This window comes from Streptomyces sp. NPDC046203, from assembly GCF_040646255.1.
Taxonomy (GTDB): Bacteria; Actinomycetota; Actinomycetes; order Streptomycetales; family Streptomycetaceae; genus Streptomyces.
In genome coordinates this window covers 54,657-75,234 of sequence record NZ_JBEYZX010000031.1, presented here as the reverse complement: position 1 = coordinate 75,234, position 20,578 = coordinate 54,657, and the positions used below count along the sequence as shown (strand labels likewise).

Annotated in this window: 18 protein-coding genes and 1 pseudogene; 9 read left to right on the top strand and 10 right to left on the bottom strand. The window is 72.0% G+C overall.

What is annotated here, in order from left to right; genetic code table 11:
• The first annotated feature begins 129 nt into the window (after positions 1-129).
• Together ftsH and folE are read left to right on the top strand one after the other, a co-directional pair.
• Positions 130-2,151: an ATP-dependent zinc metalloprotease FtsH gene (gene ftsH / locus ABZ990_RS21575; protein ID WP_361233771.1), complete on the top strand. Its 2,022-nt coding sequence runs from the start codon at positions 130-132 to the stop codon at positions 2,149-2,151.
• Between the two features lie 131 nt (positions 2,152-2,282).
• Positions 2,283-2,888, top strand: a complete 606-nt coding sequence (folE, locus tag ABZ990_RS21570; RefSeq protein WP_361233768.1) for a GTP cyclohydrolase I FolE — start codon at positions 2,283-2,285, stop codon at positions 2,886-2,888.
• A gap of 115 nt (positions 2,889-3,003) precedes the next feature.
• Here the strand turns inward: folE and ABZ990_RS21565 are convergent, their stop codons facing one another.
• From ABZ990_RS21565 to ABZ990_RS21540, 6 genes are all read right to left on the bottom strand, one after another.
• Positions 3,004-3,504: a DUF3180 domain-containing protein gene (locus ABZ990_RS21565; protein ID WP_361233765.1), complete on the bottom strand. Its 501-nt coding sequence runs from the start codon at positions 3,502-3,504 to the stop codon at positions 3,004-3,006.
• A gap of 54 nt (positions 3,505-3,558) precedes the next feature.
• Positions 3,559-4,158 carry a 2-amino-4-hydroxy-6-hydroxymethyldihydropteridine diphosphokinase gene (folK, locus tag ABZ990_RS21560; RefSeq protein WP_361233762.1) on the bottom strand — a complete coding sequence of 200 codons (600 nt, stop codon included), beginning with the start codon at positions 4,156-4,158 and terminating at the stop codon, positions 3,559-3,561.
• On the bottom strand, positions 4,155-4,523 hold the full coding sequence (gene folB, locus ABZ990_RS21555) for a dihydroneopterin aldolase (RefSeq protein ID WP_361233760.1): 369 nt from the start codon (positions 4,521-4,523) through the stop codon (positions 4,155-4,157). The genes folK and folB overlap by 4 nt, the downstream gene beginning before the upstream one ends.
• A 250-nt stretch (positions 4,524-4,773) precedes the next feature.
• A complete protein-coding gene (locus tag ABZ990_RS21550; protein WP_361233758.1) occupies positions 4,774-5,376 on the bottom strand; it encodes a nuclear transport factor 2 family protein in 603 nt (200 codons plus the stop codon).
• On the bottom strand, positions 5,373-6,236 hold the full coding sequence (gene folP / locus ABZ990_RS21545) for a dihydropteroate synthase (protein ID WP_361233755.1): 864 nt from the start codon (positions 6,234-6,236) through the stop codon (positions 5,373-5,375). Before folP ends, ABZ990_RS21550 begins: the two co-directional genes overlap by 4 nt.
• Positions 6,237-6,270: 34 nt before the next feature.
• Positions 6,271-8,172, bottom strand: coding sequence for a phosphatidylglycerol lysyltransferase domain-containing protein (locus ABZ990_RS21540; RefSeq protein ID WP_361233752.1), 1,902 nt, complete (start codon positions 8,170-8,172; stop codon positions 6,271-6,273).
• Positions 8,173-8,349: 177 nt separating this feature from the next.
• On the opposite strand from ABZ990_RS21540, the gene ABZ990_RS21535 reads away from it, so the two are divergent.
• The gene (locus tag ABZ990_RS21535) at positions 8,350-9,462 is read left to right on the top strand and encodes an alpha/beta hydrolase-fold protein (RefSeq protein WP_361233750.1); all 1,113 of its coding nucleotides are present in this window, start codon (positions 8,350-8,352) and stop codon (positions 9,460-9,462) included.
• Positions 9,463-9,646: 184 nt separating this feature from the next.
• On the opposite strand, the gene ABZ990_RS21530 is transcribed toward ABZ990_RS21535, so the two are convergent.
• Positions 9,647-10,777 (bottom strand): ATP-binding cassette domain-containing protein, encoded by a 1,131-nt coding sequence (locus tag ABZ990_RS21530; protein WP_361233747.1) that lies wholly within the window; start codon positions 10,775-10,777, stop codon positions 9,647-9,649.
• Between the two features lie 151 nt (positions 10,778-10,928).
• Here ABZ990_RS21530 and ABZ990_RS21525 point away from each other — a divergent pair, with 151 nt between their 5' ends.
• The 4 genes and pseudogenes from ABZ990_RS21525 to ABZ990_RS21510 all read left to right on the top strand — a co-directional run bounded on the left by ABZ990_RS21525 (position 10,929) and on the right by ABZ990_RS21510 (position 14,901).
• Entirely contained in the window at positions 10,929-11,636 is a 708-nt protein-coding gene (locus ABZ990_RS21525) for an ABC transporter permease (protein WP_361233744.1), read from the top strand.
• Position 11,637: 1 nt separating this feature from the next.
• Positions 11,638-12,279 (top strand): annotated as a pseudogene (locus ABZ990_RS21520) (ABC transporter permease); the annotation flags it as partial.
• Positions 12,280-12,520: 241 nt separating this feature from the next.
• Entirely contained in the window at positions 12,521-13,510 is a 990-nt protein-coding gene (locus tag ABZ990_RS21515; RefSeq protein ID WP_361233741.1) for an ABC transporter substrate-binding protein, read from the top strand.
• 131 nt (positions 13,511-13,641) lie between these two features.
• Positions 13,642-14,901, top strand: a complete 1,260-nt coding sequence (locus ABZ990_RS21510) for a hypothetical protein (RefSeq protein ID WP_361233738.1) — start codon at positions 13,642-13,644, stop codon at positions 14,899-14,901.
• Positions 14,902-15,056: 155 nt separating this feature from the next.
• Here ABZ990_RS21510 and ABZ990_RS21505 read toward each other — a convergent pair whose 3' ends face one another.
• Together ABZ990_RS21505 and ABZ990_RS21500 are read right to left on the bottom strand one after the other, a co-directional pair.
• Positions 15,057-16,214, bottom strand: coding sequence for an NADH-quinone oxidoreductase subunit D (locus ABZ990_RS21505; protein ID WP_361233735.1), 1,158 nt, complete (start codon positions 16,212-16,214; stop codon positions 15,057-15,059).
• Positions 16,215-16,219: 5 nt separating this feature from the next.
• Positions 16,220-17,290 carry an SAM-dependent methyltransferase gene (locus ABZ990_RS21500; RefSeq protein ID WP_361233820.1) on the bottom strand — a complete coding sequence of 357 codons (1,071 nt, stop codon included), beginning with the start codon at positions 17,288-17,290 and terminating at the stop codon, positions 16,220-16,222.
• Positions 17,291-17,449: 159 nt separating this feature from the next.
• Here ABZ990_RS21500 and ABZ990_RS21495 point away from each other — a divergent pair, with 159 nt between their 5' ends.
• Positions 17,450-18,643, top strand: coding sequence for a sensor histidine kinase (locus ABZ990_RS21495; protein ID WP_361233732.1), 1,194 nt, complete (start codon positions 17,450-17,452; stop codon positions 18,641-18,643).
• 104 nt (positions 18,644-18,747) lie between these two features.
• Positions 18,748-19,422: a response regulator transcription factor gene (locus tag ABZ990_RS21490; RefSeq protein WP_361233729.1), complete on the top strand. Its 675-nt coding sequence runs from the start codon at positions 18,748-18,750 to the stop codon at positions 19,420-19,422.
• A gap of 58 nt (positions 19,423-19,480) precedes the next feature.
• Here ABZ990_RS21490 and ABZ990_RS21485 read toward each other — a convergent pair whose 3' ends face one another.
• The gene (locus tag ABZ990_RS21485; RefSeq protein ID WP_361233726.1) at positions 19,481-20,572 is read right to left on the bottom strand and encodes a DUF5937 family protein; all 1,092 of its coding nucleotides are present in this window, start codon (positions 20,570-20,572) and stop codon (positions 19,481-19,483) included.
• Between the last annotated feature and the right edge of the window lie 6 nt (positions 20,573-20,578).

Sequence of the window (20,578 nt, the reverse complement as noted above, 5' to 3'; positions counted from 1 at the left end):
CGCGGGTGACAATGCTGGGGTACCGTCCGAAGAACAGCTTTTTCACACCGCAGCTCTTCTCAGCAGCATTTCCCTAACAGCATTCACCTACGGGCAGGAGGGACGGGGCGCCGCTTACGCCCCGTATGGATGGACGTGAAGCGATACTTCCGTGGGCCGGTCATGTGGATCGTGCTGGCCGTCCTCGCCGTGGTCGTGCTGATGCAGGTCGTCGGCTCGTCCGAGGGCTACAAGACGGTGGACACCGGCAAGGTCGTCCAGGCGATCGACAAGAACCAGGTCAAAACCGCAAAGATCACCACCGGTGACGAACAGGTCGTCAAGATCGACCTCGTCGACGGTGTCCAGATCAACAAGAGCAGCAAGGTCCAGGCCAACTACATCGGCACGCAGGGTGTCACCCTGGCCGACAAGCTCCAGGAGAAGTTCGAGGCAGGGCAGCTCAAGGAGGGATACACCATCTCTCCGACGAAGCAGTCCCCCTTCGTCTCCGTTCTGCTCTCCCTGCTGCCCTTCGTCCTCATCGTGGTCGTCTTCCTCTTCCTGATGAACCAGATGCAGGGCGGCGGCTCCCGCGTCATGAACTTCGGGAAGTCCAAGGCCAAGCTCATCACCAAGGACACCCCCAAGACGACCTTCGCGGACGTCGCGGGTTCCGATGAGGCGGTCGAGGAACTCCACGAGATCAAGGAATTCCTCCAGGAGCCGGCCAAGTTCCAGGCCGTCGGCGCCAAGATCCCCAAGGGTGTGCTGCTCTACGGCCCGCCCGGAACCGGTAAGACCCTCCTCGCCCGCGCCGTCGCCGGCGAGGCCGGAGTGCCGTTCTACTCGATCTCCGGCTCCGACTTCGTCGAGATGTTCGTCGGTGTCGGCGCCTCCCGCGTCCGCGACCTCTTCGAGCAGGCCAAGGCCAACGCCCCGGCCATCGTCTTCGTCGACGAGATCGACGCGGTCGGCCGCCACCGCGGCGCCGGCCTCGGCGGTGGACACGACGAGCGCGAGCAGACCCTGAACCAGCTCCTCGTCGAGATGGACGGCTTCGACGTCAAGGGCGGCGTCATCCTCATCGCGGCCACCAACCGGCCCGACATCCTCGACCCCGCCCTCCTGCGCCCCGGCCGCTTCGACCGCCAGATCGCCGTCGACCGCCCGGACATGCAGGGCCGTCTGGAGATCCTCAAGGTCCACCAGAAGGGCAAGCCGGTCGCCCCGGACGTCGACCTCGGCGCCGTCGCCCGTCGCACCCCCGGCTTCACCGGTGCCGATCTGTCCAACGTCCTCAACGAGGCGGCGCTGCTCACCGCCCGCTCGGACAAGAAGCTGATCGACAACGCGTCGCTCGACGAGGCCATCGACCGCGTGGTCGCCGGTCCGCAGAAGCGGACCCGGATCATGTCGGACAAGGAAAAGAAGATCACCGCGTACCACGAGGGCGGACACGCCCTGGTCGCGGCGGCCTCCCCGAACTCCGACCCGGTCCACAAGATCACCATCCTGTCCCGCGGCCGGGCCCTGGGTTACACCATGGTCCTGCCCGACGAGGACAAGTACTCGACCACGCGCAACGAGATGCTCGACCAGCTCGCCTACATGCTGGGCGGGCGCGCCGCCGAGGAACTGGTCTTCCACGACCCGACCACCGGCGCCGCCAACGACATCGAGAAGGCCACCGCCACGGCCCGCGCGATGGTCACCCAGTACGGCATGACCGAGCGGCTCGGCGCCATCAAGTTCGGCGGCGACAACACCGAGCCCTTCCTCGGCCGCGAGATGGCGCACCAGCGCGACTACTCGGAAGAGGTCGCCGCGCTGGTCGACGAAGAGGTCAAGAAGCTCATCGAGACCGCGCACAACGAGGCGTGGGAGATCCTGGTCGAGAACCGCGACGTCCTCGACAACCTGGTCCTGGCCCTCCTGGAGAAGGAGACCCTGGGCAAGGAGGAGATCGCCGAGATCTTCGAGTCGATCATCAAGCGCCCGGCCCGTCCGGCGTGGACCGGCTCGGCCCGCCGTACCCCCTCCACCCGCCCGCCGGTGCTCTCGCCGAAGGAGCTGGCCCTGACCAACAGCGCCAACGGCTCCTCCTCGACGCCGCCGGTGGACACCACCAAGACGATCGAGGTGTCCCCGGAGGACACTCCCGACGCCTGACCGGACCGGAACCGGCCGCCGGGAGACCGGCGGCCGGGCCCCGGAATGGAAGCCGCGCCCCCGCAGGTTTTAGCCTGTGGGGGCGCGGCCTATTTCGCGCCATGTCAGTAGACGGACGGAACGAGGCACACATGACCGACCCGGTGACGCCGACCGGCGAAGGCACGATCGGCGAGTACGACGAGAAGCGCGCCGAGAACGCCGTACGGGAGCTTCTCATCGCGGTCGGCGAGGACCCGGACCGCGAGGGCCTGCGCGAGACGCCGGCGCGCGTGGCGCGGGCGTACAAGGAGCTGTTCGCGGGCCTCTGGCAGAAGCCGGAGGACGTTCTGACGACGACCTTCGACCTTGGACACGACGAGATGGTCCTCGTGAAGGACATCGAACTGACGTCGCAATGTGAGCATCACCTCCTCCCGTTCCACGGCGTGGCGCACATCGGTTACATCCCGGCGGAGTCGGGCAAGATCACCGGGCTGTCGAAGCTGGCCAGGCTGGTGGACGTGTTCGCGCGCCGTCCCCAGGTGCAGGAGCGGCTGACCACCCAGGTCGCCGACTCGCTGATGGAGATCCTGGAGGCCCGGGGCGTGATCGTCGTCATCGAGGCCGAGCACATGTGCATGACCCTGCGCGGCGTCCGCAAGCCCGGCGCGAAGACGACCACCTCGGCCGTGCGCGGGCAGCTGCGTGACGCGACCACGCGCGCCGAGGCCATGTCGCTGATACTCGCGCGCTAGACAGCCGAGGGTCCGCTCGCCGAGCGGGCCGAGCCGTACGCGTACCGAAGCCCCTGGGGCCGACCCGACCGGGTCGGCCCTCAGGGGCTTCGTCGTGAGCGCGCGGCCCGGCCGGTCAGGAGGCCGGGGCGCGGCCCGGGGTGTCGTGGTCGCTGTCGTTGCCGTCGTCCTCCGGGAGCTTGCAGACGCGCTCCAGGAACAGGGCGGCGGCGATGACGCCGATGCCCGCGAGGACGGAGAGGCCCGCGTAGAGGGCCTGGTCGCGGCGGGCGGGGATGTCCAGGGAGCCGAGCAGGAAGACGCCGACGCCGCCGTAGAGGCCGGCGACGAGGGCGGCGACCAGGGCGCTCGCCTGGCCGAAGACGAGCGCGCGGGCGGCCATCAGGGGCTCGACGCCCTTGGCGCCGGGACGGCGCTCGCGCTGGGCCTTGAGGCGGGTGCGCAGCGAGAGGGCCGTGGCGGTGAGGACGACGGCGATGACCGCGAGCACGATGGGCGCGGCGAGCGGCACGCTGGGGAGCGTGCCGAGCGCGTCCCAGAGGCGGGTGGCGCCCCAGGAGAGGATGCCGGCGGCGACGAACAGTCCGGCGAGCACCTTGAGCCGCAGTTGTTTCACCGGGGGTGTCCTTCGTCGGGGCGGGTGGACGGGGGTCTTCGACGAGACTAACGACTACTCGGGCAGCCGCAGTTCCAGGTCGCCGCGCGCCACGACTCCGTCGCGGCCGACGGCGGCGAGCAGGTCGGCGACGGCGCCGTGACCGGGCACCTGGGCCTCGGGGTCGATGTCGTGCCAGGGCGCGAGGACGAAGGCGCGCTGGTGGGCCCGCGGGTGCGGGAGGGTGAGTACGGGGTCGTCGGAGACGACGTCGGCGTACGCGACGATGTCGACGTCGATGGTGCGCGCGCCCCAGCGCTCGTCGCGGACCCGGTCGAAGGCCTCTTCGACGGCCTGGGCCCGCTCCAGCAGGGAGGACGGGGGCAGGGTGGTCTTCACGAGGACGACGGCGTTGAGGTACGAGGGCTGGGTGCCGGGCTCGACGCCCCAGGGCTCGGTCTCGTAGACGGGGGAGACGGCCTTGACCCTGAGGCCGGGGGTGTCCTCCAGCGCGTCCACGGCGCCCTGGAGGGTCTCCAGGCGGTTGCCGAGGTTGGAGCCGAGGGCGAGGACGGCCCACTTGGGGTTGGAGAGGGTGACGTCGGCGGCGTCGACGGCCGCGGTGACGGCGGCCGGGACGGGCTGCACGGTGGGATCGCTCTGCGGATTCTTCATGCGCGACTCCGGGTGATGGTGACGGTCACGTCGTCGAAGGGGACGGTGATCGGCGCGTCCGGCTTGTGGACCACGACCTCGACCTCCTGGACCACGGCGTGCTTGAGGCACTGCTCGGCGATGCGCTCGGCGAGTGTCTCGACGAGGTCGACGGGGTCGCCCTGGACGATGGCCACGACCTCCTCGGCGACGATGCCGTAGTGGACGGTCTTCGTCAGGTCGTCGTCGGCGGCCGCAGGGCGCGTGTCGAGGCAGAGGGTGACGTCGACGATGAAGGTCTGGCCCTCCTCGCGCTCCTTGGGGAAGACGCCGTGATGGCCCCGGGCCTTGAGGCCGCGCAGCGCGACACGATCCACGCGAATCACTCCTGCCTGTCGTACCTTGTCGTACCTGTCGTATGTGTCTGGTTTCGCGGTGGTCACGCGGCCTGTTCGGACGGCCGGTTTCCTCGGTCGAATCTACCTGCGGGGTCGGACGGCCGGTCCGGGGGCTCTCGTCCTGGCTGCCCCCGGGGCGGGCTCGTCGGCTCTGACCTGCGCTTTTGTGAAGGGGTGGGGGCTTGTCGGGGACGGCTTGCCGGAAGCTTCGGCCGGGCCGGCGGACGGGGCGGAGGTCTCAGGCGGGGGTGCCGCCGTGGCCCCGGTCGTCGCCGGATCCGCCGTGCTCGCCGTGTTTGCCGGTTTCGCCTGTTTCACCTGGTTCGGTCTCCGGCATGACGGGTGAACCGTGGTGGGACCACACCTTCCACCCGTCGGGCGTCCGGCGGAAGACGTTGGTGGCGACGACGAGCTGTCCGACGAGCGGGCCGAGCGTGGCGCCGTCCTCGGCGGGGCCGCCGCTGAGGATGTTCTCGGTGCAGGTGACCAGGGCGATGTCGGCGGTGAGGGAGATCTCGACGTCGGTGAGGAAGAACTGGATGTAGTCCGTGTTCGCCATGATCAGGGCGTACGAGCGGAGCACCTCGCCGCGGCCGCTGAGGACGGGCCAGCCGGGGTGGACGCAGGAGACGGGGGTGGCGCCGTCGTCGAGCCAGAGGTCGCTGACGGCGTCGAAGTCGCCGCGTTCGACGGCCTCGTAGAAGGCGGTGTTGGCGGCCTCGACGGCGGCCCGGTCCGCGGCCCGGCTCGCCGCCCGGTCCGCCGCCCGGTCCGCCGCTCGGCCCGCGGCCCGGCCGTCGCCCCAGGCGCCGTCCCGTTCCTCGTCGCGCCCGCCGGTCATCGGGCTCCTTCGACGGCTCTGGCGACCCGTACGGCGTCGGCGGTGGCCCGTACCTCGTGGACCCGGACGGCCCAGGCGCCCTCGTGGGCGGCCAGGGCGGAGACGGCGGCGGTCGCGGCGTCGCGCTCGCGCGCGGGCGGCGGGGCGGCGCCCTCGTGGGTGGTGAGGACATGGCCGAGGAACCGCTTGCGCGAGGCGGCGACGAGCAGGGGCCGGCCGAGGGCGCGCAGCTCGGGGAGGTGCGCGACGAGCGCGAGGTCGTGCGGGGCCAGCTTGGCGAAGCCGAGGCCGGGGTCGACGACGAGCCGCTCGGGGGCGATGCCGCCGTCGACGACGGCCTCCATGCGGGTGCGGATCTCGGCGACGACCTCGCCGACGACGTCCTCGTACACGGCCCGGCTGTTCATGGTGTCGCTGAAGCCGCGCCAGTGCATGACGACGAAGGGGACCTCGGCGGCGGCGACGGCGGGCACCATGCCGGGGTCCGCGAGGCCGCCGCTGACGTCGTTGACGAGGGCGGCGCCCGCGGCCACGGCCTGGGCGGCGACGGTGGCGCGCATGGTGTCGACGGAGACGGTGACGCCCTCGGCGGCGAGGCCGCGGACGACGGGCAGGACCCGGCGCAGTTCCTCGTCCTCGTCGACGCGGGGCGCGCCGGGGCGGGTGGACTCGCCGCCGACGTCGACGAGGTCGGCGCCCTGGGCGACGAGGTCGAGGCCGTGCTTGACGGCTGCGGTGGTGTCGAACCAGCGTCCGCCGTCGGAGAAGGAATCGGGGGTCACGTTGACGACGCCCATGACCGCGCAGCGGTCCCACTCCGGCAGGCCGGGCACCGTGCCCCGGTCGATCTTCGTACTCATGCTTCCAGCGTAGGGGGTGGTTTCCGGCCGCGTTTCAGGCTGCGCGGATCTCCTGTTCGGCGGGGCCCGGGGTGCGGTGGGCGCGGGGCCCGGAGTCGTCGCGGCGGAAGCGGCGGGCGAGGAACCGGGGGATGGGCAGGGAGAGGTTCACGAAGCCTTCGGCCTGCATGGCGGCGAAGCCGATGCGGGGCAGATCGCTGCTCTTGCGGTAGACGACGAAACGCGGCTCCCAGCGTGGCTGGAACTTGGCGTTGAACTTGTACAGGGACTCGATCTGGAACCAGCGGGAGAGGAAGACGAGCAGTCCGCGCCACATGCGCAGAACGGGGCCGGCGCCGATCTTCTCGCCGCGGGCGAGGGCGGCGCGGAACATGGCGAAGTTGAGGGAGATCCGGGTGATGCCGAGCCGGGGCGCCTGCTGGAGGGCGGCGACGATCAGGAGCTCGTTCATGCCGGGGTCGGCGGACCGGTCGCGGCGCATGAGTTCGAGGGACATGCCGTCGGAGCCCCACGGGACGAAGTGGATGATCGCCTTCAGGTCGCCGTACGGGGAGTCGGCGGCGGCGCCGGGCCCGCTGGTGCCGCCGGGCCGGTCGGGATCGCCGGGGGAGTCGGAGTCGTCCTTGTGGGCGGTCGCTATCACCGCGTCGCCGTCGCCGGGGCCGCCGATGCGGCCGAGGGCCATGGAGAAGCCGCGCTCGGTGTCGGTGCCGCGCCAGTCCTCGGCGGCGCGCCGGATCCGGGCGAGTTCGCCGTCGCTGAGGTCGCGGACGCGGCGGACCTTGGTGGTGTAGCCGTTGCGCTCGATGCGCTTGACCATCTGCCGTACGTTGCGCATCGCGCGGCCGGAGAGGGAGAAGTCGGCGACGTCGACGATGGCCTCGTCGCCGAGTTCGAGGGCGTCGAGACCGGTCTCGCGGGTCCAGACCTGGCCGCCGGTCTCGGAGCAGCCCATGACGGCGGGGGTCCAGGAGTGGGCCTTGGCCTCGTCCATGAAGCGTTCGATGGCGCCGGGCCATGCCTCGACGTCGCCGATGGGGTCGCCGCTGGCGAGCATGACGCCGGAGACGACGCGGTAGCAGACGGCGGCCTTGCCACTGGGGGAGAAGACGACGCCCTTGTCGCGGCGGAGCGCGAAGTGGCCGAGGGAGTCGCGGGCGCCGTGCCGTTCGAGCAGGGCGCGCAGCCGGGTCTCGTCGTCCTCGGTGAGCCGGGCGGCGGGGTGCTCGGGGCGGAAGGCGAGGTACGCGGTGGTGAGGGCGGTCAGCATGCCGAGGGCGCCCAGCGAGTAGCCGACGGTCCAGTCGGTGTTGCCGGTGTAGGAGACCGGGCCCTCGAAGCCGAACAGGCCGTAGAGGACGTGTTCGAGGCGGTCGGTGAGGCTGGGGCTGCCGACGACCCGGCGCGGGTGGGCGCTGACGATGACGAGCCCGAGGACGAGGGAGCCGGCGCCCATGAGGACGAAGTTGGCGAGTGCGCGCCAGCGGCTGCGCGGGTCGGGCAGGGCGGCGAACTGGTCGCGGTGGCGTACCAGCAGGGCCAGGAGCGCGAGCGACAGGACGACGCCGGTCACGGAGTGGCGCCAGGCGAACTGCGCGGCGGCGCCGAGCGGCAGCAGGACCACGGCGGCGCGCCAGGCGCGGCGCTTGTTGCGCTTGAGACCGTGGGCGAGGAGGAGGAGCAGGACTCCGGCACTGAGGGAGAGGGCCGCGGAGAGCGGTCCGAGGGTGCCGGGGAGGACCTCGGCGACAGCGTGCATCCGGCTGGCCCGGAAGCGGGGGAAGACCCCCGCGACGATGTCGATGAGACCGATCAGGGTGCAGGCCGTTCCGACGAGTGCGGGTACCTTTTCGGGCTGTGGTCCCCGGGGAATCCAGCGTGTGCGTCCCCGTTCAGGAACCGATCCTGAATTGTCCCCATCTACCGTGACAGACATCGCTTCCCGTGCTTCCCGTGGATCCGCGAGTGATCGTTGATCCTCCGGAGGCCGTGTGGTGGTTTTCGGGCCGTACCGGAGGTTTGCGCCTTCTAGGACGGTCCAGCGGTGGGGCGGGTTCACTCCGCCGTCAGGGAAATTTCCGGGGAAGATCAGGGTAGAAAGCTCGGGCGACACATGGGTCTCACCAGCAAATACGTTCTCGCGCTGGCGGTCACCGCGGCGATCGCGCTGTTCGTTGTCACCGTGTGGCTGTGGCCGCGCCTCGCGCGCGGCGGCTGGCGCACGGTCCTGGGCCGGATCGGGCTGCTGCTCGCCACCCAGCTGGCCCTCTTCGCCTCGCTGGGTTTCGCGGCCAACAACTCCTTTCTCTTCTACGGCTCCTGGGCGGACCTGTTCGGCCAGGAGCAGGGCATGGGGGAGGTCGTCACCCATGCGGACGGCACCAGGGAGGTGAAGGTCGTCGGCCGGCAGCCGCTGGACGTGCCGGGGGCCGGGAGCCCGGCGCTCGGCGGGCAGATACAGAAGGTGGTGATAACGGGTCGGGAGTCGGGGATCACCTCTCCGGCGTACGTGTATCTGCCGCCCGAGTACTTCCAGCCGCGCTACGCGAGGACGACGTTCCCCGCCGCCGTGGTGCTGACCGGCTATCCGGGGACGGCGGAGAACCTGATCAAGGGGCTGCGCTATCCGAAGACGGCGTACGAGCAGGTCAAGAGCGGCCGGATGCGGCCGATGGTGCTGGTGATGCTGCGTCCGACGGTGGCGCCGCCCAGGGACACCGAGTGCGTGGACGTGCCGGGCGGCCCGCGGACCGAGACCTTCTTCGCCGAGGATCTGCCGACGGCGGTCTCGGCGGCGTACCGGGTCGGGACGCAGGCGCGGAACTGGGGCTTCATGGGGAACTCGACCGGTGGCTACTGCGCGCTGAAGATCGCGCTGCACCACCCGGACCGGTTCTCGGCCGCGGCCGGTTTCTCCGCGTACTACAAGGCGGCGGACGATGTGACGACCGGTGATCTGTTCCACGGCGACGAGGCCGCGCGCAAGCGGGCGGACCTGCTGTGGAGCCTGGACCACGAGCCGCAGCGGAAGGTGTCGTTCCTGGTCACGACCTCGCGGCACGGGGAGGACAACCTCAAGGGCACGATGGCCTTCATCCGGAAGGTGAAGCCGCCGGCCCGGGTCGCCTCGATCGTGCTGCCCAGCGGCGGCCACAACTTCAACACCTGGAACCGGGAGATCCCGCCGGGTCTGGTGTGGATGAGCCGGCAGCTCAGCGCGGACTGAGTGGACCGGGTGGACCGAGTGGACTGAGTGGACTGAGTGAACAACGGGACGGACCGAGGGAACGGGACGGACCGAGGGAACGGGGCGGGTCGGCCGGCCGGTGCGTGTCGCACCGGCCGGTCCGGCGTGAGGGGGCGGAGCGGCCGGAGCGGCCCCGTTCGGAGCAGCCCCGGACCCATTCGGCTCAGCGCGGGCCGACGGGTTCGGTGCCGCTCTCCCCGGCTGTCCGCCGGCGCAGGGCCCGGTGGACGCCGGTGGTGGTGAGGGTGCCGAGGACCCGGGCGGGATCGCCCGGGGCGTGGACGGCGATCAGCCCGGCGTCGTCCTGGAGGAGGGCGGCGAGGGCGTCCTTGAGGGAGACCCCGAGCGGGAGGCGCGGGGCGCCGGGGGCGGGGTTCTCCCGTAGGGGACCGGAGCCCTTCTGCTGGGGGAGAAATGCGGGTGCGGGTACGGGGGCGGGTACGGGCCCGGGGGCCGGAGCCGGGTCCCCTACGGGTGCCGGTCCGGCGACCGGGTCGAGATCGGCCTCGGTCAGCGGGGTGACGGCGAGCCGCCGCAGCGCGCGGTCCGCGCCGACGAAATCGGCGACGTACGGGTTCGCGGGCGCCGCGAGCACCGTGGCCGGCGTGTCGAACTGTTCGATGCGGCCCTGCCCGTAGACGGCGATCCGGTCGCCGAGCCGCACCGCCTCCGCCAGATCGTGGGTGACGAGCAGGACCGTCTTGCGGACGGTGGCCTGGAGGTGCAGGAACTCGGTCTGGAGGCGCTCGCGCACCACCGGGTCGACGGCGCCGAACGGCTCGTCCATGAGGAGGACGGGCGGGTCGGCGGCGAGGGCGCGGGCCACGCCGACCCGCTGCCGCTGGCCGCCGGAGAGCTGCTCGGGGTAGCGGTGGCCGTACCGGCCGGGGTCGAGACCGACCAGGTCGAGGAGTTCGGCGGCGCGCTCGCGGGCCCGCGCCTTCTTCCAGCCGAGCAGGGCGGGCACGGTGGCGGTGTTGTCGAGGACGGTGCGGTGCGGGAAGAGGCCGACCTGCTGGATGACGTACCCGATGGTGCGGCGCAGCCGGACCGGGTCGACGGCGGCGACGTCCTCGCCGCCGAGCAGGATCCGGCCGGAGGTGGGCTCGACCAGCCGGTTGACCATCTTCATCGTGGTCGTCTTGCCGCAGCCGGACGGGCCGACCAGGGTGACCAGTTCTCCCTCGGCGACGTCGAAGGTGAGGTCGTCGACGGCCGGGGGTCCGTCCGCGCCGTCCGTGCCGCCGCCCGCGCGGTCTGCGTATCGCTTGGTCACGTGCTCGAACCGGATCATGGGTCCCCATTCTGAACTCGTGCCCTCGTGGTGTGAAGAAAGTATTTCCAAGGCGTAGGGGCCTTGTCAGTGGTGGGGAATAGGGTCGCCAGAAGCGGCGATCGGTGCGACGGTTGTCCGCGAGCGCGCGTGAACGGGGGTGAAGCGGCGCATGGCCGAGGCGAACTGCCTGGTGACCAACGACTGGATCTGCGGGGAGTATCTGCGCACCCGCGCCCAGGAGTTGACCGACGCCACTCTTCAACACATCGGTATCACGGTCGTGTCCGTGCTGCTCGGGATCGTCGTCGCGTTCCCCCTCGCCCTGCTCGTGCGGGCCCGGCCGCGCTTCGCCGGCCCCGTCCTCGCCCTCACCACCCTCCTCTACACGATCCCGTCGCTCGCGATGTTCTCGCTGCTCCTGCCGCTGTTCGGGCTGTCGTCGGCGCTGGTCGTCACCGGCCTGGTGCTGTACGCGCTGACGATCCTGGTCCGCGGCATCCTGGCCGGTCTCGACGCCGTGCCCGCGGAGACCCGCGAGGCGGCGCGCGGCATGGGGTACGGGCCCGGCCGGCTGCTGTGGGAGGTCGAACTGCCGCTCGCGCTGCCCGCCCTGATGGCCGGAATCCGTATGGCGACCGTCTCCACGATCGCGCTCACCACGGTCGGCTCCCTCGTCGGCCGAGGCGGGCTCGGCAATCTGATCGAGGACGCGATGCCCACCTTCTTCAAGGCCCAGGTGCTCACCGCCGCCGTCCTGTGCGTCCTCCTCGCGGTCGCCGCCGATCTGCTGCTGCTCGGGCTCCAGCGGCTGCTCACCCCCTGGACCCGGCAGCGGGCGGGCGGCGGCGGCCGGGCCCGGCCCGGGGAGGGCGGCTGACATGGGCGTACTCACGGGCGCGTGGACCTGGCTGGCCACCGGAGCGCACTGGACCGGCGAGGAGGGGATCGGCCACCGGCTCGCCGAGCACCTGTACGTGAGCGGCGCCGCGCTGCTCCTCGCGTCGGCCATCGCTCTTCCGCTGGGACTGTGGCTCGGCCACCTCGGCCGGGGCGGCGCCCTCGCCGTCAACATCTCCAACGCCGGGCGCGCCGTCCCCGTCTTCGCGGTCCTCGCCCTGTTCATGGTCTCGCCACTGCGCAACACCGGCTATCTGCCGACGATCGTCGCGCTCGTCCTGTTCGCGATACCCCCGCTGCTCACCCACGCGTACGTGGGCGTACGGGAGGTGGACCGCGCGGTCGTCGAGGCCGCCCGGGGCATGGGCATGTCCGGCGGACAGCTCTTCCGCGCGGTGGAACTGCCCCTCGCGCGTCCGATGCTGATGACCGGTCTGCGCTCGGCGGCGGTCCAGGTCGTGGCCACCGCGACCCTCGCGGCGATGGTCGGCCTCGGCGGCCTCGGCCGGATCATCACGGCCGGGTTCAGCCGGTACGACACCGCGCAGGTCGTCGCCGGAGCCGTCCTGGTGGCCGCGCTCGCGCTGCTGGTCGAGGGGGTGCTGGTGGCCGCCGACCGGCTCGGCGGGCGGGCGCTCGGCGGGCGGGCGCTCGGCGGCCGGCCCGGACGCGGGACGGGTTCCGGGGACCGGGGCGTGAGCGGGAGTGGGAGTGGGGCGGGTGCGGAGGGCCCGGACGGGATCGAGGGCCTGGCCGGGATCGAGGGCCTGGCCGGGACCGAGGGGCGGCGGACTGCGGGGCGGCTGACCGTGGGGCGGCGGGGCGCGGTCCGGGACACGGACGTTCGCAAGAAGGACAACGGGAATGGGTGATCTGGTGGGCAGGACCTCGCGCATCGTGGGCGCGGCACTGGGCGTGGCGGCACTGACGCTCTCGCTGGCCGCGTGCGGCGGCGACAGCCTGGAGAAGTCGAAGAACGGCGGGGCCGGGGGCGGCGGTACGGGCGGCAAGGGCACGCTCGTCATCGGCGCGGCCTCCTTCACGGAGTCGAAGGTGATCGCCGAGCTGTACGCGCAGTCGCTGCGCGCCGCCGGATACGGCACGAGCATCACCACGGTGCAGAATCGCGAACTGTACGAACCGTCCCTGGAGAAGGGCGAGATCGACGTCGTACCGGAATATGCCGCGACGCTCGCGGAATTCCTCAACGCGAAGACGAACGGGCCGAAGGCACCCGAGGAGAAGCCCGTCGCCTCCGGCGACCCGGTCGCCACCACCGAGGCACTGAAGAAGCTCGCCGAACCCCGCGGACTGAAGGTGCTCGCCGTCGGCGAGGCCGTCGACCAGAACGCCTTCGCCGTGAGCGCGGAATTCGCCCGCGAACACAAGCTGGAGACGCTTTCCGATCTCGGCAGGACAGGGCTGAAGGTGAAGCTCGCGGCCGGCGACGAATGCGCGGAACGGCCCTTCTGCGTGCCCGGCCTGAAGAAGACCTACGGCATCGACGTGACCGGCATCGACCCCAAGGGGGTCGGCACCCCGCAGTCCAAACAGGCCGTCAAGGACGGCGTGGACCAGCTGGTTCTGACCACGACCACCGACGCCACCATCGACTCCTTCGGACTGGTCCTGCTCAAGGACGACAAGAAGCTCCAGAACGCGGACAACGTCGTGCCCGTCGTCCATGCCAAGGACGCCGGCGCACCGGAGATAGCCGCCGCTCTCGACAAGGTCACCGCCGCCCTGACAACGGCGGATCTCGCCGAACTCAACCGCAAGGTGGACGCCGAGCGGGCGAAGCCCGCGGACGTCGCCAAGGCATATCTGGAGACGAAGGGGCTGCTCAAGAAGTAGCCCCAGGGCAAGGGGAATCGGCAGGTCCGGTCCGGGAACGGGGACGGGCCGGACCCGCCACGGCGAGAACGCGCCAAGAGATTGCCGGGGTCGTCCCCCATACGCCGCCTACGCACGGTAAATTTCAGGCCATGCCACGTGGACGTCACCGCCATTCCCCACCCCTGCACAAGCTCCTGCCACCAGCCTCGGTCGCCGGGGCTGCTGTCGTCTGTGCCGCAGGCGCCTGGCTGTTCGGTGAACCCGTGGTGCTCAGACTGCTCGTCGCCGCGGCGGCGGCCGCCGCCGTCACCGGCGTCGTCCTCATGCGCCGCCGCGACCACAGCGCCGGCCGTCAGGTCGCCGAACTCACCCGCGCCCGCGCCGCCGACCAGTGGAAGACCGAGGAGCGGATCGCCGAGCTGGAGTCCGACCTGGAGGAGGCGCGCGAACTGCGCGCCCGCCTCGACGCCAAGCTGCGCGCCAAGCGCGTCGAACTGGCCGGTCTGCGCAGCGAGCACGCCGATCTGCTGCGCCGTTACGCCACGGCGGAGACCGAGCGCGCCAGCGCCCTGGAAGGCCGCCGTGTGCTCGCCCTGGAGAGCGGCACCGCCGCCGCCAAGGCGACCCCGGCCGCGCTGCCCCCGGCCGACTCCACGCCTGAGGCCGCGCCTGAGGCCGCGCCTGAGTCTGAGGCCGAGGTCGTGGCGGAGGCTGTGGACGAGTCCGGGGCCGTCTCCCCGCTCACCCCGGAGGCGTTCCGCCGGGCGGCCGAGGCCCTGCTCGCCCTGGAAGCCCGCGCCGAGGGCGGCCACGCGCCGCGGTCCGAGGCTCAGGACGAGTCCGAGGACGAGTCCGGAGTCGAGCCTGAGGCCGAGCCTGAGATCGAGCACGCGGCCGAGGCAGAGGGCGAGCACGCGGCCGAGTCCGAGGTCGGCATCGAGGGCAAGGCCGAGGTCGAGCACGACACCGAGGACAAGGCCGAGGACAAGGCCGAGGTCGAGGTCGAGACCAAGACGGAGCCCGAGCCCAAGGCCCCCGAGGCGGCCGGCGCCGAGGCCCCGGTGGAGCCGCACACCAGGCCCGTCGCCCTGCGTACCGTGCCCGTCGCGGCCGCGATCGTCCCGTACGCCGCGCGCCGCCCCGTGCCCCGTCCGTCCGGCGGGTTCGACTACTTCGGCACCCACGCCGCGCCCGGCGCCAAGAAGCAGGCCGCCGCGATCGAGGCCGTCCAGGACACCGACCTCGCCGACGTCGTCGGCGAAGAGGTCCTGGCCGACGCCGACACCCCGTCACCCGCGGCCGAGCCGCGCGCCATCGGCCAGGTCATGGGTCAGGTCATCGACCTGACGGCGCACGACGAGACCGAGCAGCTGGACCTCACCGAGCTGCGCGGGGCGGTCAACTCGTAAGAGCCACTCCACGACGTACACGCGCGGCGGGAGCCGGTGGACCACGGTCCACCGGCTCCCGCCGTTTTGGCATATGCCGCTCGGGCTGGGTGGCCCTATTCAGCGCTACTTGGGCCTACTTGGCTCTACTTAGCCCTACTTGGCCTTACTTGGCCCTACTTATCAATGTCGCCGACCACGAAGAACAGCGACCCCAGGATCGCCACCATGTCCGAGACCAGCGTGCCCGGCAGCAGCTCCGTCAGCGCCTGGATGTTGTTGTACGACGCCGAGCGCAGCTTGAGCCGGTACGGCGTCTTCTCGCCCTTGGACACCAGGTAGTAGCCGTTGATGCCGAGCGGATTCTCCGTCCAGGCGTACGTGTGGCCCTCCGGCGCCTTCAGGACCTTCGGCAGCCGCTGGTTCACCGGCCCCGGCGGCAGCTCCGCGAGCCGGTCCAGACACGCGTCGGCCAGCTCCAGCGCGTTGTGCGTCTGGTCGAGCAGACACTCGAACCGGGCCAGGCAGTCGCCCTCCGTCCGGGTCACCACCCGCAGCACGTCGCCGAGCTCCCCGTACGCCAGATACGGCTCGTCCCGGCGCAGATCGAAGTCGACCCCCGACGCGCGCGCGATCGGCCCCGACACCCCGTACGCGTGCACCGTCTCCGGCCGCAGCACCCCGACCCCGCGGGTCCGCCCCCGGAAGATCTCGTTGCCGAGCACCAGCCGGTCGTACACGTCCATCCGCGACCGCACATCCGCGACCGCCTGCCGCGCCCGGCCGAGCCAGCCGGCCGGCAGGTCCTCCTTGAGGCCGCCGACCCGGTTGAACATGTAGTGCATCCGGCCGCCGGAGACCTCCTCCATCACCGCCTGGAGCTCCTCGCGCTCCCGGAACGCGTGGAAGACCGGCGTGATGCCGCCCAGCTCCAGCGGATAGGAGCCGAGGAACATCAGATGGTTCAGCACCCGGTTCAGCTCCGCGAGCAGCGTCCGCGTCCACACGGCCCGCTCCGGCACCTCCATGCCGAGCATCCGCTCGACGGCCATCACGACCCCGAGCTCGTTGGAGAACGCCGACAGCCAGTCGTGCCGGTTCGCCAGCATGATGATCTGCCGGTAGTCCCGCGCCTCGAACAGCTTCTCCGCCCCGCGGTGCATATAGCCGACGACCGGCTCGGCCTCCCGCACCAGCTCGCCGTCGAGCACCAGGCGCAGCCGCAGCACGCCGTGCGTGGAGGGATGCTGCGGCCCGATGTTCAGCACCATGTCGGTGCTCTCCGCCGCGCCGCCGATGCCGACCGTCGTCTCCCGCTGCGCCCTCTGCGTCATGCCGCTCAGTATCTCGCGGGGGCGCCGACGTGCTGGACCAGCCAGAGGAAATCGCCCAGACCGCCCGGAGCGGTCAGCTCCGCCGCCTCGCCGGCCGCCGCGAGCGCGCGTACGTAACCGGCCGGATCGGTCGAGGCCAGGGCGAGCGGCGGACGCCCCCCGGACACTCCGAGGTCGCGCAGCGCCTCGCGCTGCGTGACGATCCGCGTCCGTGACCCTGCGCCCGTGCCTGTGCCCGGATCCGTGCCTGTGCCTGTGCCCGGATTCGCCCCCTCCTCGACTGCTCCCTCCCCGCCGACCGCCGCCGCGCACGCGTCCAGCGCCACATGCGCGGTCAGATCGCGGCTGCCGTCCGGCACCGGGGCGACCTCCCGGCCCTCGCGGAACGCGGCCAGCGTGCCGAACGGCGGACGCGCCGCCCGCAGATGGGCATAGTCCACCGCGACCGCGGTACCCGCCGACAGCGCCCCGACCGCCGCCGCCCACGCCTCGTCCCTCGGCCGCCCGATCTCCGCCCGCTCACCCGGCTCCCCGAGCGGCCACCACCGTTCCAGCCACGCCGCGTCCGCCCCGGCCACGACCGTGCCCAGACGCTCCCGGCCGGCCGCGTCGACCTCCACGTACCGCACCGCCCCCGCCTCGTCGACCTCGGCGATCTCCACCGGCACGTTGTCCAGCCACTCGTTGGCGAACAGCAGCCCCCGCAGTCCCTCGGGCACCCGGTCCGTCCAGACGATCCGCGGATCCAGCCCCGCCGGCCGGGCCGCGCGCTCCACCCCGTACGCCCGTACCCGCAGCCCCTCCGGCGCCGCCGCCAGCACCCCGGCGAGCAGCTCGCCCCGCCCGGCGCCCACGTCCACGAACGCGACCTCGCCCCCGTTCCCGTTCCCGTCCCCGTCCCCGTCCCCGTCCCCGTGCCCGCGCCCGTACTCGCCCAGCTCCCGCGCCGTACGGACGAGCAGCCGCGCCACCGCGCCCGCGAACAGCGGCGACGCGTGCACCGACGTACGGAAGTGCCCGGCCGGACCCTCCGGGCGCAGGAAGAAGCCGCCCGGCCCGTACAGCGCCTCCTCCATCGCCGCGCGCCAGCCCCGCCACCCCTGCCACCGGCTCGTCTCGTCCCTCACGGCAACCAGTTTCCCCTCTGCCTCCACCTTGGGGAGTAGGCACGGTCGGGTAAGGATCGAACCCACGGTTGACTCCCGCACCTGCCCGTCTTCCCTACGCTTTGTCACGTGCAGCGCATCTACGATTTCCTCCGCGGACACCCGACGGGCGTCGACGTCTTCTGGGCCGTCGTCCTTTTCGGGCTCTCGTGGGTGGGCGCGCCCCCGCTGACCGGTTCGCTCCCCGCGTACGCCGTCTCCTCCGGGCTGCTCAGCCTCGCGGTCGCGCTGCGCCGCCGCGCGCCCGCGAAGATGCTGCTCCTCGTGATCGCCGTCGGCATCTTCCAGCTGGTCTTCGGGGTCACTCCGTTCGTCGCCGACTTCGCGATGCTCGTGATCATCTACACGGTCGCCGCGCACGAGGGCCCCCGCTGGGCCTCCCGGCTCGCGCTCGTCGGCGGACTCACCGCCTCGCCCCTCTCCCAGCTGGCCTGGCCACCGGACATGCCGCACTCCCGCGGCCCGCAGATCTTCTTCGCGGTCATCATGACGGTGCCCTTCGCGCTCGCCTGGGTCCTCGGCGACTCCCTGCGCACCCGCCGCGCCTACTTCGCGCAGCTGGAGGAACGCGCCGCGCGCCTGGAGAGGGAACGCGAAGCCCAGGCCAAGGTCGCCGTCGCCGCCGAACGCGCCCGGATCGCCCGCGAACTGCACGACGTCGTCGCCCACAACGTCTCCGTGATGGTCGTCCAGGCCGACGGCGCCGCCTACGTCATGGACACCTCGCCCGAGACCGCCAAGCAGGCCCTGGAGACCATCGCCGGGACAGGCCGCCAGGCCCTCGCCGAGATGCGCCGGCTGCTGGGCATCCTGCGCACCGGCGAACACCAGGAGGCGGGGGAGTACGTGCCCCAGCCCGACGTCCGGCAGATCGAGGACCTCGTCGAGCAGGTGCGGGGCACCGGCCTCGTCGTCGACTTCAAGGTCGAGGGCACCCCGCGCCCGCTGCCCAGCGGCGTCGAGCTCACCGCGTACCGGATCGTCCAGGAAGCCCTCACCAACACCCGCAAGCACGGCGGCCCCGACGTCGGCGCCAGCGTCCGGCTCCTCTACTTCGACGACGGGCTCGGGCTGCTCGTCGAGGACGACGGGCGCGGGGCGCCGCAGGAGATGTACGAGGACGGCGGCGCGGACGGGCGCGGTCACGGCCTCATCGGCATGCGCGAACGCGTCGGCATGGTCGGCGGGACTCTCGACGCCGGCCCGAGGTCCGGTGGAGGCTTCCGTATCAGCGCCCTGCTTCCCTTGAAACCCGCCCACTGACCCCCCGGGTTTCCGAATCTCCGGCCCCGGCCCCGACCCCGGCCCCGGCCCTGGCTCTCGACCCCGCCTCCGACCCCGACCCCGACCCTTAAGGATCTGCCCTGATGTCCATCCGCGTGATGCTCGTCGACGACCAGGTGCTGCTGCGCACCGGTTTCCGCATGGTGCTCGCCGCCCAGCCGGACATGGAGGTCGTGGCCGAGGCGGGCAACGGGGTGGAGGCGCTGGAGGTACTGCGGACGGCCGAGGTCGACGTGGTGCTGATGGACGTCCGCATGCCGAAGCTGGACGGCGTCGAGACGACCCGGCGGATCTGCGCCGAGCCCGACGCGCCGAAGGTGCTGATCCTGACCACGTTCGACCTGGACGAGTACGCGTTCTCCGGGCTCAAGGCGGGGGCGAGCGGCTTCATGCTGAAGGACGTGCCGCCGGGCGAGCTGCTCGCCGCGATCCGTTCCGTGCACAGCGGCGACGCCGTGGTCGCCCCGTCCACCACCCGCCGCCTGCTGAACCGGTTCTCGGCGATGCTGCCGTCCACCGGGCAGGAGGCCAGGGCCGCCGACAGCGCGCTGCACCGGCTGACGGAACGCGAGCGCGAGGTCATGCTGCTGGTCGCCCAGGGCCTGTCGAACGGCGAGATCGCCGCCCGTCTCGTCCTGTCCGAGGCGACCGTGAAGACGCACGTCGGCCGGATCCTGACCAAGCTGGGCCTGCGCGACCGGGTGCAGGTTGTCGTCCTCGCGTACGAGACGGGCCTGGTCCGGGCCGGCGGCCTCTGAGCCCCAGCCCAACCCAGCCCAGACCCGTCCGGGCCGGGCTGGTCCGTCCCGGCCCGCGTCAGCGGAGCACGGACTCCAGGAAGTCGCTGCCGAGCCGGGCGACGACGGGGAAGTCCAGCTGGTGCAGCACGTACCGGCCCCGGCGCTGGGTGGTGAGCAGCCCCGCCTTCTTCAGGACGGCGAGGTGGCGGGACACCTCGGGGGCGGTGATCGCGTGCGCGTCGGCCAGCTCGCTCGTCGAGTACGGGCCGCGCGCCAGGCTCCGGCACAGATTCATCCGCATGGGGTGGGCCAGCGCCTCCACCCGGGCCCGCACCAGGTCGACGGGCGGGGTGCCGCCGACCTCGTGGGCGGCCGCCGGGTAGTGGATGACCGGCTGCCAGCCGGGCCCGTAGACCGCGGTCAGATGCGGCCAGCCGAACACGGTCGGGATCAGCGTCACGGCGGTGTCCCGGGCCGAGGTGCGGCCCTGCACCAGCTTGTCGACGACGATCCGGCTGCCGCGGTCGTCCTCCTCCAGCGCGAGCGCGGGAGAGGCGGCGGCGAGGGCCTCGGCCAGGCCCTTGCGGCGCAGCAGCTCCGACTTGTGGCGGGCGTCGGCGGAGAGCTGGAACCGGACCCGGCGCCAGGTGTCGCCGAAGAACGCCTCGTCGCAGTCCTCCAGGAGCCGGCGTATCCAGGCCCGCATGCCGGCCGGGTCGGCGAGGACGCGGGCGACGAACGCGGCCTGGCGCGGGCCGCGCGCCGCCGCCAGGTCGAGCGCGCGGCGCCGGGAGTGTTCGTCGACCAGCGGGGACGGCAGACCGCGGCCGTAATGGGCGCTGCTGCAGGAGATCTCGAGGGCGGAGCCGACGAACTTCTCGTCGTCGAGCCGGTCGATGTCGTCCAGCTCCTCGCCGAGCGTCTCGCGGGGCTGGGCCGGGATGAGGAAGTCGGAGCGGGTGGACCGCCACATGAAGTCGGCCTCGTGCAGCCGGTCGGCGAGCCCGGGCTCCAGCGCGGCGGCGGTCGTCGTCGTCCAGGCGTGCTGGCCCGGGTGATGGGCCGGCTCGGACAGGGCGTGCAGGGAATTGGCCAGCTCGGCCAGGGGCGAGGGGCAGAAGACGATCCGCTCGTGCGGCAGCCCGGTGATGTCGATGGTCACGCTCACACCCCT

Bases quoted from the DNA above. Each gene is read 5' to 3' on its own strand.
- ftsH (WP_361233771.1), top strand. From the start codon at position 130: ATGGACGTGAAGCGATACTTCCGTGGGCCGGTCATGTGGATCGTGCTG.
- folE (WP_361233768.1), top strand. From the start codon at position 2,283: ATGACCGACCCGGTGACGCCGACCGGCGAAGGCACGATCGGCGAGTAC.
- folK (WP_361233762.1), bottom strand. From the start codon at position 4,158: ATGAAGAATCCGCAGAGCGATCCCACCGTGCAGCCCGTCCCGGCCGCC.
- ABZ990_RS21550 (WP_361233758.1), bottom strand. From the start codon at position 5,376: ATGACCGGCGGGCGCGACGAGGAACGGGACGGCGCCTGGGGCGACGGC.
- folP (WP_361233755.1), bottom strand. From the start codon at position 6,236: ATGAGTACGAAGATCGACCGGGGCACGGTGCCCGGCCTGCCGGAGTGG.
- ABZ990_RS21540 (WP_361233752.1), bottom strand. From the start codon at position 8,172: ATGTCTGTCACGGTAGATGGGGACAATTCAGGATCGGTTCCTGAACGG.
- ABZ990_RS21535 (WP_361233750.1), top strand. From the start codon at position 8,350: ATGGGTCTCACCAGCAAATACGTTCTCGCGCTGGCGGTCACCGCGGCG.
- ABZ990_RS21530 (WP_361233747.1), bottom strand. From the start codon at position 10,777: ATGATCCGGTTCGAGCACGTGACCAAGCGATACGCAGACCGCGCGGGC.
- ABZ990_RS21525 (WP_361233744.1), top strand. From the start codon at position 10,929: ATGGCCGAGGCGAACTGCCTGGTGACCAACGACTGGATCTGCGGGGAG.
- ABZ990_RS21515 (WP_361233741.1), top strand. From the start codon at position 12,521: ATGGGTGATCTGGTGGGCAGGACCTCGCGCATCGTGGGCGCGGCACTG.
- ABZ990_RS21510 (WP_361233738.1), top strand. From the start codon at position 13,642: ATGCCACGTGGACGTCACCGCCATTCCCCACCCCTGCACAAGCTCCTG.
- ABZ990_RS21505 (WP_361233735.1), bottom strand. From the start codon at position 16,214: ATGACGCAGAGGGCGCAGCGGGAGACGACGGTCGGCATCGGCGGCGCG.
- ABZ990_RS21500 (WP_361233820.1), bottom strand. From the start codon at position 17,290: ATGGAGGAGGCGCTGTACGGGCCGGGCGGCTTCTTCCTGCGCCCGGAG.
- ABZ990_RS21490 (WP_361233729.1), top strand. From the start codon at position 18,748: ATGTCCATCCGCGTGATGCTCGTCGACGACCAGGTGCTGCTGCGCACC.